The following is a 15,824-nucleotide window of genomic DNA, read 5'->3' as shown; positions in this document are numbered from 1 at the left end:
ACCTGGCGGATAGAGGTCTTACCTGCCAGATAAGCTGCCACAACTCTTTGCCGTAGATCCAAAGAATGGGTTGGCATCCCTTTCTCTCCTTCCTCTTGAAATCTGTACCCCATTTTAAATTAACAGGCTGTAGTGAGAGAAGCCAAGCTACTCAACGGAACACCAGGGCAGTACCAAGCTCTGAATGAGGCCATTCGTATCCGTTGAGTACAAGCAGTCGGGGTAGAAACTTTCACCTGACGGAATGGCCATCGCCTTCACCGGCGGCAACCAGGCAGGTACCTTTGCCTTGTACTGCAACGGCAAAGCCAGACAGCTTATCCTCGGCTCCAAGATCAACCGGGTGCGGGTGGTGCGCAGAGCGGACAGGTACTACGCCTAGTTCTGCCTCGACAGAGAGCGCTGGGCACAGGGCGAGTACACCGGCCAGATGGTGGGTCTCGACCTGGGGCTGCACCACTTCTACTCCGACCAGAAGGGGAACACGGTAGATTGTCCTAAGTTTTTGCGCCGGAATGAGAAGCGGCTGAAAAGACATCAACGCAAGTTGAGCAGGACATTCGTCAAGGGAGCTGAGCGGCAGTCCAACCCCTACCACAAACGGAGAAAGAGGTTGGGCAAGGTACACCTGAAAGTCCAGCGCCAGCGTAGAGACTGAGCCATGAAGCTGGGCCGGTACGTAGTGCTCGCCTCTGGCGTTGCGGAGCACTTTGTCTAACAACGTCGTGGCGCATGAGGATTTGCAGGTGAAGAACCACCGCCTGGCCAAGTTCATGCCAGGGATCTCCACACTGCTCCTGGTTCAAACAATGACACTCTCTAACGCCAGCCTAGAAAGCCTAGAAATTATTCATCAAATGATTGTTCGAATAGCGAGGGTGTTTTTTGGCACAAAACCCACTGCGGTTCCTCGTCACGATAGTACTCTTTTTTCCAGATTGGCAGCCGATGCTTGATGGCATTGATGATGTAGCGTGTTCCAGCAAAGGCAGCAGCTCGATGGACAGCGGTAGTACCAACCCACACTGCGATGTCGCCAATCGCAAGATGGCCCTGACGGTGACAGGCGATAGCGCCACAGAGATTGAACTTAGAGCAGGCCTCCCGGAGGATCCTTTCGCCCTCCTTCTCGGCGAGGATTTCATAAACTTCGTACTCTAAGCTGAGAACAGTCCTTCCCCTGTTGTGATTGCGTACCCAACCCTCGAAGGTTACGAGGGCACCCGCTGTGCTATCGGCAAGTAAGCGGCTGAGCTCGGTTGTTTGGATAGCAGTGTCACTAATCAAAAACCGCAGCATCTAACCTCCACAGACTGGCGGAATAAAAATTACGAAGGCATAGTCGTCAACCGGACTAGTTAGGTCACAAAATTCATGATTGACAGCAACTTTAATATCTTCCACTGCCAGTGGGAAGCCATACTTTGCCTTCACCTGCTGATACAACTCCAGGTAGCTTGATGCATTGGTTTGGAGCACTTCTCTACTTCGTTGAGCCTGCTCCCTCAGCATCGCCACATACTGGATAGTTACAGTTTTGGTCAGGGTAGACTGAGTTGTCATAGTTTCGATTACCTTGAGCTTAAAAGACGTTCAAAGGCAGCATACTCCTCTGGGGTATTGACGTTCATCAGTTCGGCCTCACAGTCAGGGGTAACTAGGGTACAGGGTTGGTCGCCAAGGACTTTAACAGGGCAGTATACCCCGGCTGCATAGGCAGCCCTCAGCACTGCTGCAGCCTGAGGAGTATAGATTGCACAGAGAGCCTCTGGAAAGCCAAGTTTGGGGTTAGCATAACAGGTCGCAACCGTTTCAGCTTGATAGTGCTCCAGTAGCTTTTGGATTGTCTTTGCTTGCAGATTGAGGAGATCGCAAGCAACAACTAACCAGTTAGCTTCGGGATGGGTGTTCAGGGCAGTCAGCAGACCACTGATTGGGCCAACGCTTTCTACTTGATCCGGCAGCGTGGGCAGCAACTCCAGTGGCGTGCTCAACCACTGACCGGCACGCGCTGATAGATAAACTCGCTGGCAGTAGGGTTGTAGCAATTCATAGAGATAGGCAGCATACGGTTTGCCAGTGTGGTTCAGCAGAGCCTTATCCCGGCCCATGCGCTTGCTCTGTCCCCCTGTAAGTACCAGACCGTAGAGAGGACGCTCCAGGAGGGCGTTTTTGCCGCCGGACTTGGTCACTAGGCGGGTCTCTCGAATACAGATGTGGGGTGACACCGACTTGCACATGTCGTAGATCGTCAGCGCCGCTACCGAAGCACCACAGAGGGCCTCCATTTCAACGCCTGTTTTGGCGCTGGTTTTGACGGTGCAGTGAACAGTTACAAGCAAGCGATCATCAATTTTGATATCAAAGGTGCAGCTCTCGACGGGAATCTGGTGACAAAAAGGGATCAGTTGCTCAGTCTTTTTAACAGCCATAGTACCCGCGATAACTGCTGTCTGAAACACCACTCCTTTCTCGAGGTAAATATCTTGACCAACAATATATGTACTCAAAGCAGGCGGCAGTTGAACTATTGCTTGAGCTGTCGCTACTCGCAAAGATGCAGATTTGTTACTGACATCCACCATCTGCGGTTGGCCCTGAGCATCAAGATGCGCCCATACACGATCAGCCTCACCCATAGATCTAGCCCCCTAAACTGTACATCGGATGTAAAACCTGCTCGATCCTGCGCATTGGCTTCATCCCTAAAAGCTGTTGGTAAATCTGTCGGCGTTGTGCTGGTGTCGCATCACGGATTGGCAAGCCGTTTTCGGTAAATAGGCAAGCAAAGAGACGTCCATCGGCGGTCAAGCGCCAGCGCGAGCAGGTGCTGCAGAAAGGTTGCGACTCGGAGGCAATAAATCCGATTTTGGCAGCCCCATCGACTGTGAAGTAGAATGCTGTAGAATCAGGTACCGTCGGCAGCTGGGTTAGGGTATAGCGTTCCTTTAGGCGAGCAATACACTCTTGTGCTGAAATGTAGCGCTCATCATAAATATGGTTGGCATAGCCAATCCGCATCAGCTCCAAAAAGCGAACTGTCACACCTGTCTCGCGAGCAAATTCAACAAAATCAAACAGCTCATGATCGTTGACGCCTCGCATCAGAACTGCGTTGAGCTTGATGCTAAACCCCTGAGCAATACCCTCCCGGATATTACGAAGAATATCGGCAAGGCAGTCTCGGTGTGTGATCCAGGCTTCAGTAGCAGGCTGAAGGCTGTCGAGACTGATGTTAAGATTATGGACATTGGCAGCTTTAAGGACATCCCAGTAGAGGTGCAACAGCACTCCATTGGTCGTGAGGCTGAGGGAGGGAATTTTCAGCTCAGCAAGCCCCTGCATGATTTCGGCAAACTCGCGCCGAACCAGAGGTTCGCCACCTGTGATACGAACTTCCTCGATGCCATAGTCCAGCAGCTCACCGATAATGTCTTTGTATTGCTGCGGACTTAGATAGCTGCTTTTGTCCATGAACTCAGGATACAGGGGCATACAGTAGCGACAGCGCAGGTTGCATTGATCGGTCAGGGAGACCCTCAGCTTGCGAATGCGGCGGTTCCATTGATCAACTAGTTGCATCCTAGTACCAGGGATAGAATAAAAAGACTTCGCCAGCCTTAAAGACCACTTGATCTTGGGGGAGCTCTACAAAGCCATCGCTGGTTGCCAGAGCAACAAAGTCGCCAGAGCTCTGAGGCATGATTAGTGTGAGGGCTTGGTTGCTACCAAGCTTGGCAGGTACAAAAAAAGTGAGATTAGGCTCAAAGGTAATGGTCTCACCCAGATAGCCGGAATAAACGGTGCGGTTCAGCAGATAGCGATGCAGACACACAAGAGCTGAGACAGGATTGCCTGGTAGCCCCCAGACAATGGTGTCAGCTTGATGATCAATGCCAAACCACATCGGCTTGCCCGGTTTTTGGGCGACACCGTGAATATAGGCAGTAACGCCACAATGTTGCCAAATTTGAGGTAAATAGTCGCGTTTTCCCTTCGAGATACCGCCGGTGTAAATCAAGAGGTCATAGCTTTGGGTGTTAGTTTGGTAGTGGGCGATAATGCTAGCCGGATCATCGGGGATGTGGTCAATCTCGACCTCGGTGTAACCGTAGGCGAGGAGAGCAGCCCTGAGGGCGTAAGCGTTGGAGCATCGCAGTTGATAGGGTGTGGGAGTTTGCTCGATGGAGACCAATTCATCACCTGTGGCTACAAGTTTGATGCGGGGAACTGCTTCGACTTGGACATGGCTGTAGCCGAAGGAGGCTAGAATGCCGATATGAACGCTCTTGAGGGTAATGCCGGGGTGGAGAACGAGTGCCCTTGCGATGCAGTCGCTGCCTTGTCGATGAATAAAATCACCTCTGCTGCGCTCAACTTCATAGGTGATGGTAGCGACTCCCCGCTCGATACTAATCTGCTCGTAGGGGACGACAAGATCGCTACCCAGCGGCAGGGGACAGCCGGTCATCACTTCGAAGCACTGCTGCGGGTCGGCCAGCGTGGCAGCGCTTACCCCAGCGGCAGCCATGCCCGCAACCCTAAAGCGGCGCTGCCCAGCGGCATAGGCAGCGTAGTTAATGGCAATGCCGTCCACCATGACGCGGTTAATCGGCGGGTAGTCACGATCGGCATAGATCGGCTCAGCAAGAACCCGGCCTGCGCACTTCGCGATTGGGATCGACTCGGTTCTAGGTGGCAGCCACTGGGCTTTGATAACGGCTTCAGCTTCTTGGACGCTGATCATAAGCGCTGAAAGTAAGGCCAACGAATGGAGTGTCCGAGTATGAGCTGCACCTACCCTAGCAGCGCTTATCTTGGCTCCAGGGTGAGGAGAATTCCTGAAAGGCAGGTACAAAGTTACGGTTTTCGTGCTTGGAGCAACTAAGCTTAATGAGGGCAAAGCGCTGCAAGGGCGTTAGCTTTTGCCACAGCTCAAGGGTCAGCACAACCCCCCTGGCTGCTGCTTGCTCAAGGACGCTGGCAGGGATTGCGGTGGCATCTTCCCAAGCCGGTTTTGGATCAACAGGCAGTTCACTAGCTTGTTCTTGGCAGACATTTTCAATAAGGTGAATCAGGTACTCGCGGTAGGCAGCACGGTCGGCAGCAGTATCAGTTGGTCGGTCAATCAAGCTTTGGCGCTGCTGACGACTAAAACGCAGCCACTGATGTAGTTTGAGTTTGATGCCACACTGATCCAGCTTCAAGCGCACAACCATAGGGATGCAGCGGAGGCTATCGGCAAAGTCTTGCTCGAACTGAAAGATCATCGCGTTACCCAAGACATAAAGTGGGCTTAGATTGACAGGGGTTCGATGCGACTAAGTCTGACGGCACAGGCTTTAAGTTCAGGTTGCTTCGAGCTAGGGCAGGCAACCGAGTGAGTGAGGGCATTGCAGGCGGTATCTTCACCCCACAATGGTCCCCAATGCATCGGCATAAATACCGTGCCGGGGCTGATCGCCCGAGTTATTTTAACCGGGAGGGTAGCCTTGCCTCGCCGTGATTCAACCCTTACCCAGTCGCCATCGGTGAGCCCTACCCTGTCAGCATCACGGGGGTGAATCTCGAGAAAAGGCTGGGGGTGCATTGCCCGGATTTTGGCTACATGGCCAGTACGGGTTTGGGTGTGCCAATGGCCATAGAGGCGTCCCGTAGTGAGGACATAGGGATAGTCGGGATCCGGCGGTTCGGCAAGGCCATGTGAATGACTGGCGATGAAACGAGCGCGACCTGTAGGCGTTGGAAAGTGGTGATTGATATAGAGGTTGCGGGTCTCGATTGGTCCAGTACGGGGATAAGGCCACTGTTGGGGGCCTTGGTGCAGGAGCTCATGACTGAGGCCAGAAAGATCACAGGGACGCCCAGCAGTAAGACCGACATATTCGGCAAAAACTGCTGCGCTATCGGCAAAGCTAAACGCCTGGGCAAAGCCCAGACGGCGGCCTGCTTCCGCCCAAATTTCCCAATCAGCCCGCGCTTCACCGGGGGGATGGCGCCACGCCGGACAGAGAGTAACGCGGCGCTCGGAGTTGGTCATGGTGCCCGTTTTTTCACCCCACTGAGCAGCAGGCAGCACCAGATGCGCGTAGGCAGTGGTTTCGGTAGGAAAGTAGGCATCTTGGACAATCGTGAAAGGCGATCGCGAGAGCGCTGCTGCTACCCGGTGCAGGTCGGGCAAGCTCACCAGCGGGTTGGTGGCGGCAATCCAGAAAACATCCAGGGCGCCAGCCTCCAGAGCGCGAATCATCCCGAGAGCATCGAGGCCAGGCTCAGGATTGATTGGGCCAAGCTGCCAATGCTGCTCCACAGCAGCGCGATCTTCCGGGTTCGTAACCTTGCGATAGCCGGGCAAGAGGTGGGCCAAGCCACCCGCCTCTCGGCCGCCCATGGCGTTAGGCTGCCCCGTCAGCGAGAACGGCCCTGCCCCCGCAAAGCCTATTTGGCCAGTGAGCAAATGGAGATTGATAAGACTTGTAACCTTGGCAGTACCTTCGCTGGACTGGTTAAGCCCCATTGACCACATGGAAAGGGTTTTCCGGGAGTGCTGCCAGAGTCGAGCGACGGCAATTACATCCTCAATTTCTATGCCGCAGCGACTAGCCACACGCGCAGGAGTGTACTCGGCCACCAGAGCCGCATAGGTCTCAAAGCCTTCGGTGTGTTGGGCAATGAAGTCGTGGTTGATGGTCCCCCATTGAATGAGTAGGTGGGCGATACCATTGAGCAAATCAATGTCGCTGCCCGGAGCAATCCCAAGATACAGATCTGCACCCTCAGCCGTCTCGGTACGGCGGGGATCCACAACCACCACCTTCAAACTCGGGTCACTCTTGTGGCGCTTGCGCAGGCGATTGAACAAAATTGGGTGGCACTCAGCGGTGTTGGTGCCGATCAAAAAGGCAAGCTCGCAGCTATCGAGGTCAGAGTAGCTACAGGGAGGGCCATCTGAACCCAAGCTTTGGCAGTAGCCCTCCACGGCAGAGGACATGCAAAGGCGCGAGTTGCTGTCAAAGTTATTACTGCCCAGGCAGCCCTTGAGTAGCTTTTGAGCAACGTAATAATCTTCAGTATGCAACTGCCCTGAACCATAGATCGCAATTCGCTCGGGGCGACTCTGGCGAATGCGCTCCACGATCAAATCCAGCGCTTGATCCCAGCTAATCGGCTGAAAATCATCGCGGAGGCTGGAGCGATAAAGAGGCACGGTGGCACGGTTGTGATCAAGGGTTTCGAGAAGAGTGGCACCCTTAACACAAACCATGCCTTGACTGGAGGGATGAGACCGATCCCCGCGAATTCTTGTGCCGCCAGCCAGAATTTCCAGTCCACAACCAACCCCACAGTAGGGACAGAGGCTACGCACGTTATCCATTGCTGATTCTCATCTGAAGTTGGTTTACTCCTCCTGGGCAAAGCGACGGTGGAGAAAGTCGAGGAATTTGTTGCTTGGGCTGCAAAGCTTGGGCGCCTCAGGGATCCCGACAGCCAAGCGGGGAAGGGTGCGTCCATGCTCAAGCCCTTAACGCAGGCCAATATAGGGGTGTCGCCTCCAGATCTTTGGTAATGTGTGCTACCGTTTGTTACCTATTATGCAGTTATGTCATCTTAAAATGCTCATTCAGATGGACGCAGGACACTCCCCTTTTCCAGAAGGGAGTAGCTTTGCCGCTCCTAATCCGCCGCCGAGCACGGCTAGTTGACACTCCCCCGACTGAAGTCGGGAGATTCTTAAGTAGCCCACAAACGGACTTGTAAAGGTGTTGTCAAACCGCCCCTAGACAGTCCCTCGAGGCAAAGCCCCAAAGTTCTGCTTACTTTTTTCAGTAGGTTAGCCGCAGCGTTAGCATCAGCGTTCACTAACCACCCTTTGGCTGTTTGGCACAGTCCCCGCTTTATCCACTTCCCAGACGCTTGCCACCGGTCGGGTTTTTCACCGTAGTTGGGTAGCTCATCCCTATCCAAGAAACTTGCCTGGGAAGTGTACGCCTTGTCTACCTCAATGAACTCAATACCATAACGTCCTGTAAGAGACCACCACTCCCGGTTGAGGGCTGCTCTTCAACACAAAGCCAGTCAGGGCACACGCAGTTCACGGCGCAGGTGCCGGGAGCTGCTGCAACGCCTGTCTGGCAGGGAGAGGCGCTTTCAAGCGTGGGTGAACCACTGCATCTCCACTGGCGTCAGCGGGACGGAGTCCTTTGTGATTGCGCTTTTGGGGGCTGCCGTAAACCAGCCCAGAGGCCCGTGGTTGGCTTGTCAACTGCAGGGCTACCAAAAGCCCGTACTCTATACGTCAGCATGAGTGCGGGTAGTTTACAACATCCAAAAGGCCTTATCAGGTTTAAAGTGAGGAGTAACCCGACAAAGAGTGAGGCTTGACCATGACGCTGGCTCAGGAGGCAACTGCCCAAGTTCCCGCCTTTTGCGAAGGGATCCAATACTTTGGGGATCCCTGGCCGGAATTCGATCGCCTGGGCCAGGAACCTGCAGTGGATGCTGCCACAGGCAAGCTGCGGGATCCCGGCAGTCGCATGGCCGCCTACCAGACCTTGCTCTATGCCGATGCGCTGCGCTACCTCACCCTGCAGATGACCGCCAGCAAAGCCTCGGGCCACCCAGGCGGCTTTGCCAGCCAAGCGGAAGCCTATGCCGCTTTGGTGTACCTGGGCCAAAAGAACATCCCCACCGAAGTGGGCCACCACGCCCCCGGCTTCTACGCCGCCATGTTCTTGGATGGATCCCTGGCCGAGATGGGCATCCACACGGTCTCTGACTTGCGGGCCCGCTTCCGGGAACGGGAAGGGCTGTTGGGCCACCTCTCTGGCTACATCCCCGGCCTGCTGGCGCCGGCAGGGCCACTGGGGCAGGGGCAGCACTTTGCCATGGCCGGCGCCCTGCTCTACCCGGATCGCCTCTTCCCGGTCACCATCGGCGATGGGGGCCTGGGGGAGCCCTACGTGATGAGCTCCATGATCCACTTTCACACCGCCTTCCCGCAGCGCACCAACTTCCTACCGGTGCTGGTCTGGAACGGCTATAGCCAAGAGCACCACAGCATGATCTCCACCCTCGCCAACGCCCAGATGGTTGAGTACTGGCGGGGCAACGGCTTTGAGGAAGTGGTGCTGGTGGATGCCAAAGACTTCGACGATGCCCAGCAGCCTGGCCCTTACGTCGATAGCACCCAATTTTCTCTGAAAGCCCGCTTGGCCTTTGCCCAGAGGGTACTGACCGAGATGGAGCGGGCCATTCAGTCAGCTCTAAGCGGCCACCTGACGGTTTTCATCCTCAAGCAACTGAAAGGGGCGGGCGTGCACGCCAAGGGATCCAAATCCCACAACCTCTATGCCCACCACACCTTGGATAACCCCGACATCGTGGCCGCTCTGCAAGCGCGGGCCCTGCACCCAGCCGCCTGGGCCCTGGTGCGCCAAAACTGTGAACGGGCTGCTGGGGGGCCGGCAGCCAAGGTGGTGGTAACGGAATCCGTCCGCCCTTTGCCGCCGCTGGGATCCCTCAACTTGACAGAGTTCCTCCTCGGCGATAAGCAAGTCTCCACCACGGCCATCGGCACCCTGGTGGTGCAGGTGGGGCAGAAAGATCCCGACTTTCTGGTGGCCAATGCCGATGGTAACGAGGCTTCCGGCATCGCCAACGTCAACCAAGGTCTCAAAGTGATCCACCCCACGGCGGATCCCCTCTACAACCAACAGCCCCAAGGGCAGGTCTACGAACCCCTCAGTGAAGATGCCTGCGCCGGCTTGACAGGGGGCCTGGCGCTCTTTGGCGGGCGCTCCCTCTGGTGCTCCTATGAATCCTTTGCCGTCAACGGCCTGCCCATCTGGCAGACGGTAACCCAGGCGATGGCCGAGCTGCGCCGCCCCACCCCTGCCGCTATTGCCCTCTTCACAGCTGGAGCATTGGAACAGGGACGCAACGGCTGGACCCACCAACGCCCGGAAATCGAGGCCTACCTGGCGGCTATGATGCGCAACGGCAACATCTTCCCCCTCTTTCCCCCCGACGCCAACTGTGCCCAAGCCGCCTACGAGTGGGCCTTGTCGACCTTCAACAAAGGGATCCCGATCTTTGCCAGCAAAACCCCCCTGCCCATCCGCACCACCCTGGAACAAGCGCGCCAAGCCGTGGAGCAGGGCTGCACTGTGCTGCAGGAACTGCCTGGATCCCGCACTGTGGTCTTTGCCGTGGTGGGAGATATGATCCTTCTGCCAGTCTTTGCGGCGGCTGAACAGCTCCAGGCCCAGGGGATCGGCAGCAAAATTGTCTCCGTGGTCAACCCTCGCCGTCTCTACCGCCCCAGCGATATAGCCTGGCCCACCTGTGCCCAACCTGATGGGGAGTTCATGTCTGACCAGGAGTTTGCCGCCTGGTTTGCCGGCGCAGCCCTTATCGGCGTGACTGGCGGATCCAGCCTGATGTTGGAGCCCCTGTTGTTGCGCTACACCGGCCCGCGCGATCTTTTTGCCTGGAAACGCGGCGAAACCACCGCTACCCCTGCCGAACTCATGGACTACAACGGCCTAACGGCCCAGGCGCTGGCAGAGCGAGCCAAGCAACTGCTAGGCTGAGGGCAAATTTTTAACCTGCAAAGGGGTTACCTCAGCCTATGGCCAGTGCTATCTCCCTCCGAGAGCAGCTTGAGAAAATAGCCCCCACCGAGGACGTTGAGCAAGTTATTGTTCAATATTTTGCTGTCCCCTTGCTCCATAAGCTGGGCTTTGAAGACCTGGAGATTAGACAGCAGTTTGAAACAGGGTATGGAAAAGTAGACTTTGCAGCCAGAAAAAACACACAACATCCAGACATCTTCTTTAACTCTAAGAAAAACCCATACCTTCTCTTGGAAGTTAAATCCAGGACAGTCAATCTTAGTGAGGGATCCGCTGCCTATAGAGATGCAGTAGATCAAATAAAAAGGTACTTGCTTGGAGAGCATTACAAATCGGCAAAGTGGGGAATAATCACCAATGCAAATCACATCCAGCTCTGGAGGAGGCACGGGAAGGTTGTTCACCCTGTTACAGCAAACCTTGCTATCAACCTGGATAACATTGAGAACATCGTGCATGATTTACGAAACAAGATAGAAAACTACGAGCGCGCTTTGACCATATGTGTGTACAACAATAAAGGCGGTGTGGGCAAAACAACAACGGTTATTAACCTTGCAGGAGCATTAGCATATAAAGGGAAAAAAGTCTTAGCTGTTGACTTTGACTCCCAAGGAGATTTGACAAGAAGCTTGGGAGCTACTCCTGGAAAAGTTACACTAACGCAGTGTTTAAAGGATCCCAGAATAGACGTCCACGCTATTGTTAAGCCATATAGGATCCAGGCTAAGCAAAAAATCTTTTCTGTCTTTGACCTCATTCCAAGAGACCCTGAGCTGGAGAAACTGACCGACAGCGAAAATGCAGCCTATATCCAGAAAGGAACCAGGCGCCTTCGGGATCTGCTTGCCCCCCTTCGTCATGAGTATGACTACATCCTAATCGACTGCCCAACTCAGTGGCTTTACTTTAGCCAAAGTGGACTTTTTGCTGCTGATGTTGTTTTGATACCTACCCGACCTGATGATCTGTCTTCTTTGAGTAACGCTGTTAGAGTAATCACCAAGTTTATTCCGGCTACTGTTGAATCACGACATGACGGAGGACCCATCGCTTTGCCTATCTTTTTTAATGGTGTCTCTTCGGGAAGTCAACACACTATTCAACTAGCGAACGAAGAAATACGAAAGTTTATCAACCAAGAAGAAAATGTATGCTTAGTTTCGTATTTCTGGCCGCGTTTTAAGAAGGGCAATGAAGACAAAAGCATTTTTAAAATACCCGACTATACAGTGATATCTTCTGCCACTTTTGCTCGAATCCCTGCTGTCTTTAAGTACAAGAAAGTTTTAGAATACTACCAAAGTCTCGCCGGCGAGTACTTTATCGATGAGTGAGTTTTCCGATCTCGGCAAGCTGGTCAACCTACCCCTCGAGAGCATTACGCCTGCCGAGGGGTTTTCCGCTCCCTCTTTCTTGGTTACTGCAGCAGCCGCTCAGTTAAGGGCAACAGGAGGGCACAATTGGGTGCCGCTGCTAGTGGTCGAGGCTGGCGACTACCAGTACAAGGCCATTGGCAACCATTTTGTCTATGCAGTTGCTCAAGAAGCAGGGCTGGAGAGGCTGTGGTGTATCATTGTTGACCCAGCCCCGGAGCAGGTGGAGCAGGCCCAAGTTCTCACTAGAGAAATGGTTCCGAAGGTAAATTTGACGGAGGCTTCTGGGGAAACTATCTTGGCTGCGCTGAGATACCTGGCCGAGCAGCCCGGCACCCCCCTCAAGGGAGTTGATGTAACCATTGCAGCCGCGCGAATTGCAGAGGCAGATAGGAGCTGGTGGCAGAACTTAACTCCCATAACCAAGCTAGGATGCAGAATTACGCGAGGCAAAAAATTAGATGCCCTAAAAGAAGTTTTTTTTCTAACTCCTACAGCGCCGCCTCCCAGTAAGCAGAAATCGTCCAAAAAATCCACAGCATCTGCCAGTGCCAAGAAAACAAGCTCAACTCGCTCGCGGAAAAAGACAGAGGGAGAGAGGGGCTAGGGATATCGCTCCTTCTTTGGATTTTCAGGATAAGACATGACTTCAGGGCTGATCCGCCGGTGCCAATCGATGGGATACCCCGCAAAGATGTCCTCATCCTTGGATTTTCCTTCTCCCGACCTCGCCCAGGGATCCCTGGGGCAGCTTACACTGGTTTTGCCTTAAAAAATTTGTCTGGTTAGCATTCGTATTAACGATCAACCTAACGATCAACATCAATCAGTATTGGTTTCAAGGGTCTGGGCAGGGGTAGCTTCACCATCTCCGCCAACACCCTGCAAAAAGGGGGATCCGATGCAGTAGATGAGGGGGTGGTAGTCCCGGTCCTTGTCAGCAAAGTGGGTCTGCAGGTGGCGAGCAATGTTCTGGGCCACCAGGCTGGCCCCCCACTTGCAGGCCGTAAAGGGATCCACCTGCTTGTAGAGGGTGCCCACCTCTGCCCGTTCTGTATTTTAGAGCACAGACAAGTTGATAGCCCCCGGCCTATGATCCTTAGCGAACTCTGCCGGCGAGCGCACGTCAATGATCTCGCTGTAGGTGTGCAGCCAGGGCTCGGCAGTGACGTGAATCGGAAAAGGTGCTATGGGCTACCACGTTGCGGCAGAACCCTATCCCTATCCGTACAATGGTGACTTGCGGCCTGAAAATACCGCCCTGCTCATCATCGATATGCAGACGGATTTCTGCGGAGTAGGTGGCTATGTGCACAGAATGGGCTACGACATTTCCCTCACCCGCGCTCCCATAGAGCCGATTCGGCGGGTTTTGGCGGCAATGCGAACCTTGGGTTTTTTCATCGTGCACACCCGCGAAGGTCATCGCCCTGATCTATCGGATCTGCCGGAAAACAAGCGCTGGCGTAGTCAACGTATTGGGGCAGGAATTGGGGATCCCGGTCCCTGTGGGCGCATTCTGGTGCGAGGGGAACCCGGCTGGGAAATCATCCCGGAATTGGCTCCTCTGCCGGGAGAAGTGATTATTGACAAACCGGGCAAAGGAGCTTTCTATGCCACCGATCTGGACCTAATCTTGAGGCGCAAAGGCATCCAGAACCTGGTTCTAACAGGCATTACCACCGATGTGTGTGTCCACAGCACCATGAGAGAAGCCAACGACCGAGGCTATGAATGTTTGCTGCTGTCTGATTGTACAGCTGCCACAGACTATGGAAATTATCTCGCCGCTCTGAAGATGATCCAGATGCAAGGCGGCGTTTTCGGGGCAGTTGCCGATTCAGGCGCTTTGATGACAGCACTGCAGGAATGCAAAACGGACACATGAGACACCCAGACTAAGAGGGCTTTGCCACCTATGGCCACCACTGCTCAAAGTAGAGCCTTTGCGATATACAAAACTCCCCCAGAACTAGAAGTCGTCAACCTCACCAAGCGATTTGAATCTCTGCTAGCCCTAGACCATGTCTCGCTAAAGCTTAAGCCGGGATCGTTTCATGCCTTACTTGGGGAAAACGGAGCCGGGAAAAGTACCCTCGTCAAGTGCATTATGGGCTTCTATCACGCCGACTCTGGCGATGTCTGTATCAACAAGCGAGCCCGTTCCATCCACAGCCCACGAGATGCCTATCACTACGGCATCGGCATGGTGTACCAACATTTCACCTCTGTACCTGCCATGACCGTCGCGGAAAACTTGATCTTGGCACGCCCAGATTTACCTCTAGTGATTAACTGGAAAGAAGAGGAAAGAAAGCTGGCAGATTTTATGGAAACTGCTCCTTTTCAAGTTAATTTGCGTACTTCTGTCTCCGAACTATCGGCAGGAGAAAAGCAGAAAGTCGAGATCCTCAAGCAGCTTTATTTGAACACCAAGATCCTGATTTTGGATGAGCCTACTTCTGTGCTCACGCCACAAGAAGCAGACGAAGTTTTGAGCCTTCTGCGTCGTTCGGTGGAGGCTGGCGACCTGAGTGTATTGCTCATTACCCACAAGTTTCGCGAGGTGAAGGCCTTTGCCGATGAGGTGACGGTGTTGCGACGCGGCAAGGTGGCTGGTCATGGACAAGTAAAAGATTTATCTACGGCAGAAATGGCCGAAATGATGCTGGGCCGGCAACGGGTGCAGGTGCAATTGGAGAAAGCTTTGGTCCAAGAGGGATCCCCTCTCTTGGAAATCGAAGGGATCCATGCCGACAAGGACAATGGCCTGCCAGCTGTGCGGGGGGTAACCCTGACTGTCCACGGAGGCGAGATCGTGGGGATTGCTGGCGTTTCCGGCAACGGCCAGCGGGAGTTGATGGAAGTCTTGGCTGGCCAGCGGGCGGCTACAGCCGGACAGATCAAGATCAACGGACAACTGTACAAGGCCACGCGCGGAGAAATGGTGCGCCACCGGGTTCGCTGTCTGCCAGAGGAACCCCTGAGAAATGCCTTGATTCCTAACATGAGTATTGGCGAAAACTTGGCTCTACGTTATTATGACCAGGAGCCCATGGCCAAAGGTTGGATATTAATCTGGAAAGAGATTTGGCGCTTTGCCCGCACGTTAATAGAGCAATTTAAGGTAAAAACGCCCTCAGCCCAAGCTCCTATCAGTCACCTTTCGGGAGGTAATGTCCAGCGGGTTGTTTTGGCGCGGGAGCTTGCCGAGGATCCGCGAATTTTGATCGCTGCCAACCCCTGCTTTGGCCTAGACTTTGCGGCAGCGGATTACATTCACTCGCAGATTGTGGATGCCCGTAACCGAGGAGTTGCCGTTCTGCTGATCAGCGAAGATCTGGATGAGCTTCTCAAGCTTTCCGATCGTTTGCTGGTGATGGCCGACGGTCGAATTGTTTACGAAAGTTCTATCGGAAGCGTAGATCTCAAAGAGGTTGGCCACAAAATGGGCGGACATTAAGTGAGTAATACAGTCATTTCAAACAAACAGCGATAAAACAGTTCCTCAGTTCCTTAAGCTAATCCCTAACTCTCCTCTGCGCAGGCGAGCGGCGGCTTCCATGAGGCTAGTCCGGGAAAGATCGGGCAGCTCAATCCGGGCGCGGATGCAGTTGAAGTTCTGCTGCAACCCATGTCGATAGGTGGGGTCGTAGTGCTACTCCAGCAACTCCTGCACAAACTGCGGCCAGTCTTGGACGTCAATGAGCTCAAACCAGCGCTGCAGGCGCGCTTGCCCATGGCGGGCTTTTAGGGGCAGCAATTTCTCCTTGAGTGCCTGGGGATGGGCTATCCAGTGGGGATAATGGGCAAT

At 54.1% G+C, this 15,824-nt stretch carries 16 protein-coding genes and 1 pseudogene; 8 read left to right on the top strand and 9 right to left on the bottom strand.

Annotated elements, in window-relative coordinates; translation table 11 throughout:
- Positions 1 to 244: 244 nt before the first annotated feature.
- Both NW858_RS02750 and NW858_RS02745 read left to right on the top strand, forming a co-directional pair.
- Positions 245 to 382, top strand: coding sequence for a hypothetical protein (locus NW858_RS02750; protein ID WP_414335724.1), 138 nt, complete (start codon positions 245 to 247; stop codon positions 380 to 382).
- Positions 383 to 430: 48 nt separating this feature from the next.
- A complete protein-coding gene (locus NW858_RS02745; protein ID WP_414335723.1) occupies positions 431 to 658 on the top strand; it encodes a transposase in 228 nt (75 codons plus the stop codon).
- Between the two features lie 188 nt (positions 659 to 846).
- Here the strand turns inward: NW858_RS02745 and NW858_RS02740 are convergent, their stop codons facing one another.
- The 7 genes from NW858_RS02740 to NW858_RS02710 are packed head-to-tail and all read right to left on the bottom strand — an operon-like array spanning position 847 to position 7,375.
- Complete coding sequence (locus NW858_RS02740; RefSeq protein ID WP_414335721.1) at positions 847 to 1,299, bottom strand: molybdenum cofactor biosynthesis protein MoaE; 453 nt, start codon at positions 1,297 to 1,299, stop codon at positions 847 to 849.
- A complete protein-coding gene (locus NW858_RS02735) occupies positions 1,300 to 1,563 on the bottom strand; it encodes a MoaD/ThiS family protein (RefSeq protein ID WP_414519683.1) in 264 nt (87 codons plus the stop codon).
- An 8-nt stretch (positions 1,564 to 1,571) separates the two neighbouring features.
- Positions 1,572 to 2,639: a cyclic pyranopterin monophosphate synthase MoaC gene (gene moaC / locus NW858_RS02730; RefSeq protein ID WP_414426966.1), complete on the bottom strand. Its 1,068-nt coding sequence runs from the start codon at positions 2,637 to 2,639 to the stop codon at positions 1,572 to 1,574.
- Positions 2,640 to 2,643: 4 nt separating this feature from the next.
- Complete coding sequence (gene moaA, locus NW858_RS02725) at positions 2,644 to 3,582, bottom strand: GTP 3',8-cyclase MoaA (RefSeq protein ID WP_414519681.1); 939 nt, start codon at positions 3,580 to 3,582, stop codon at positions 2,644 to 2,646.
- 1 nt (position 3,583) lies between these two features.
- A complete protein-coding gene (locus NW858_RS02720; protein ID WP_414519679.1) occupies positions 3,584 to 4,747 on the bottom strand; it encodes a molybdopterin molybdotransferase MoeA in 1,164 nt (387 codons plus the stop codon).
- Positions 4,748 to 4,802: 55 nt separating this feature from the next.
- Positions 4,803 to 5,270 (bottom strand): nitrate reductase associated protein, encoded by a 468-nt coding sequence (locus tag NW858_RS02715; protein ID WP_414335726.1) that lies wholly within the window; start codon positions 5,268 to 5,270, stop codon positions 4,803 to 4,805.
- A 26-nt stretch (positions 5,271 to 5,296) separates the two neighbouring features.
- Positions 5,297 to 7,375: a molybdopterin oxidoreductase family protein gene (locus NW858_RS02710; RefSeq protein ID WP_414519677.1), complete on the bottom strand. Its 2,079-nt coding sequence runs from the start codon at positions 7,373 to 7,375 to the stop codon at positions 5,297 to 5,299.
- A gap of 651 nt (positions 7,376 to 8,026) precedes the next feature.
- On the opposite strand from NW858_RS02710, the pseudogene NW858_RS02705 reads away from it, so the two are divergent.
- The 4 genes and pseudogenes from NW858_RS02705 to NW858_RS02690 all read left to right on the top strand — a co-directional run.
- Positions 8,027 to 8,305 (top strand): annotated as a pseudogene (locus tag NW858_RS02705) (hypothetical protein); the annotation flags it as partial.
- A gap of 79 nt (positions 8,306 to 8,384) precedes the next feature.
- Entirely contained in the window at positions 8,385 to 10,592 is a 2,208-nt protein-coding gene (locus NW858_RS02700) for a phosphoketolase (RefSeq protein ID WP_414519675.1), read from the top strand.
- 38 nt (positions 10,593 to 10,630) lie between these two features.
- A complete protein-coding gene (locus NW858_RS02695) occupies positions 10,631 to 11,971 on the top strand; it encodes an AAA family ATPase (RefSeq protein ID WP_414519673.1) in 1,341 nt (446 codons plus the stop codon).
- A gap of 130 nt (positions 11,972 to 12,101) precedes the next feature.
- Positions 12,102 to 12,617, top strand: coding sequence for a Rho termination factor (locus tag NW858_RS02690; protein WP_414519671.1), 516 nt, complete (start codon positions 12,102 to 12,104; stop codon positions 12,615 to 12,617).
- Positions 12,618 to 12,832: 215 nt separating this feature from the next.
- Here NW858_RS02690 and NW858_RS02685 read toward each other — a convergent pair whose 3' ends face one another.
- Together NW858_RS02685 and NW858_RS02680 are read right to left on the bottom strand one after the other, a co-directional pair.
- Positions 12,833 to 13,051 (bottom strand): hypothetical protein, encoded by a 219-nt coding sequence (locus tag NW858_RS02685; RefSeq protein ID WP_414519669.1) that lies wholly within the window; start codon positions 13,049 to 13,051, stop codon positions 12,833 to 12,835.
- Positions 13,052 to 13,069: 18 nt separating this feature from the next.
- Positions 13,070 to 13,141 (bottom strand): hypothetical protein, encoded by a 72-nt coding sequence (locus NW858_RS02680; protein WP_414519686.1) that lies wholly within the window; start codon positions 13,139 to 13,141, stop codon positions 13,070 to 13,072.
- Between the two features lie 58 nt (positions 13,142 to 13,199).
- Between NW858_RS02680 and NW858_RS02675 the strand changes: the two genes are divergently transcribed.
- Positions 13,200 to 13,898: a cysteine hydrolase family protein gene (locus tag NW858_RS02675; RefSeq protein ID WP_414348861.1), complete on the top strand. Its 699-nt coding sequence runs from the start codon at positions 13,200 to 13,202 to the stop codon at positions 13,896 to 13,898.
- A gap of 30 nt (positions 13,899 to 13,928) precedes the next feature.
- Positions 13,929 to 15,473, top strand: coding sequence for an ABC transporter ATP-binding protein (locus NW858_RS02670; protein WP_414347988.1), 1,545 nt, complete (start codon positions 13,929 to 13,931; stop codon positions 15,471 to 15,473).
- Positions 15,474 to 15,824 lie beyond the last annotated feature (351 nt).

Source organism: Synechococcus sp. H55.10 (assembly GCF_047502715.1).
Classification (GTDB): domain Bacteria; phylum Cyanobacteriota; class Cyanobacteriia; order Thermostichales; family Thermostichaceae; genus Thermostichus.
Note: the sequence above shows the minus strand (reverse complement) of the source record. Positions and strands in the feature narration are given on the sequence as shown.